Source organism: Nocardia sp. NPDC003345 (assembly GCF_053589395.1).
Map to the genome: position 1 here is coordinate 1 of NZ_JBSFRU010000599.1, position 1448 is coordinate 1448.

The 1448-nt window shown below is 69.0% G+C and carries 1 protein-coding gene; it reads right to left on the minus strand.

The window, feature by feature from the left end:
* Window positions 1–102: 102 nt before the first annotated feature.
* On the minus strand, window positions 103–1448 hold a 1346-nt coding region (locus ACWDU1_RS32320), incomplete at its 5' end, for an acyltransferase family protein (RefSeq protein ID WP_450004212.1).

Genomic DNA, 1448 nt, shown 5'->3' on the forward strand with positions numbered 1-1448 from the left:
CCGAAACGCTGGACGTCCCCGGCCTCCGACGCGGCATCGGTCTACAACCTCAAACAACGGCCGGGCCCGGCCGTTCTCGTCCCACCCGGCGGCGGTGGACGGTTACGCCCCGGCGGGCTGCGGGGTCTCCCACCAGCCGGTGGCCGTGCCGATCTGCCGTTCGAGCTCGGGGGCCAGGGTGCGGGCGTAGCTCGCGCTCAAATGGTGTTCATCGTGGTAGACCAGCACATTCCCCTCGACGGCCCGGCAGATATCGGGACCGCATACCGAATCGGTGAGGTCCAGCAGGCGCATATTGGGGAACGCGGCGGCGTGCACCAGTGCGGGGTTGACGGGGGCCAGTGCGGCCGTGCGCGGCATACCGCAGGTCACGCTGTCGCCGCCGGCGGCCAGGCAGTCCACCGCGCTGTACCGGATACCTTCCGGGCTGCGCAGCCAGGGCGTATCGCGGATCGCCAGCACCGGCAGGTTGCGTTCGGCCAGCGCGGCCCATACATCGAGGTACTCGGCGGGCACCACATCGCCGCCGCTGGGCCAGATCGGCGCGGTCGCGGTGGTGAACACCCAGTCCGGCGGATCGGCGGACAGGATATCGATCACCTGACGCGACCAGTCGCGGCAATCGGAGATATCCAGGCCCCGGTACTGCGCGTCGTCGCGGATATTGAGCGAGCAGCCCATCTTCAGGTAGACGACCACTTTGATGTCGTGGACCTGGGCCAGCGCGTCCATCGCCGGCATCCAGTGCTCGGCATGGGAGTTGCCCACCATGGCTATGGTGCGCGACCCGTTGGGATCACCGTAGGTGCAGGTGACCACTTCCTTGTTGAACCAGTCGGAGATACAGCCGTCCCGCGTGGGGGCGGGCAGATCGTTGGACGCTTCCAGGATCGAGGGCCGCAGTTTCGCGGCCGGGACCGCAGCTCCGGCGAACAAGGCCTCGGCGCCGGGATATTCGTTGACCGGTAGTGCCTCCACCGGCTCCGACGGGGTCCGTGCCACCACCACCTGCCAGGAGACACAGGCCCCCAGGACGAGCACGCCGACCACGCTCACCGCGACACCCGGGACCCGGCGGCGCCACAGCGGCGCCACCAGGGTCGCACCGGAACGGATACGCAGCGGGTTCTCGATGAACTTGTTGGTGACCACCGCCAGTACCAGGGAGACGGAGAGCACCAGCAGACCGCCCTCCAGCCCGGCATGCGGTTTCCCGGTCTGGACCAGGTAGTAGATGAGCAGCGGCCAGTGCCACAGGTACAGCGAATAGGCGACCGCGCCGAGCTCGACCATCGGCCGGGTCGCGAGCAGCCGGCTCACCACCGGCCGGGTGGCGTTCTCGGTCCGCATACCGGCGACGATCAACGCCACCGCCGCACCCACCGGGAACAGGGCCGCGGGTCCGGGGAACTGGCGGGCACCGTCGAAGAGCACACCGCAGACCAGCA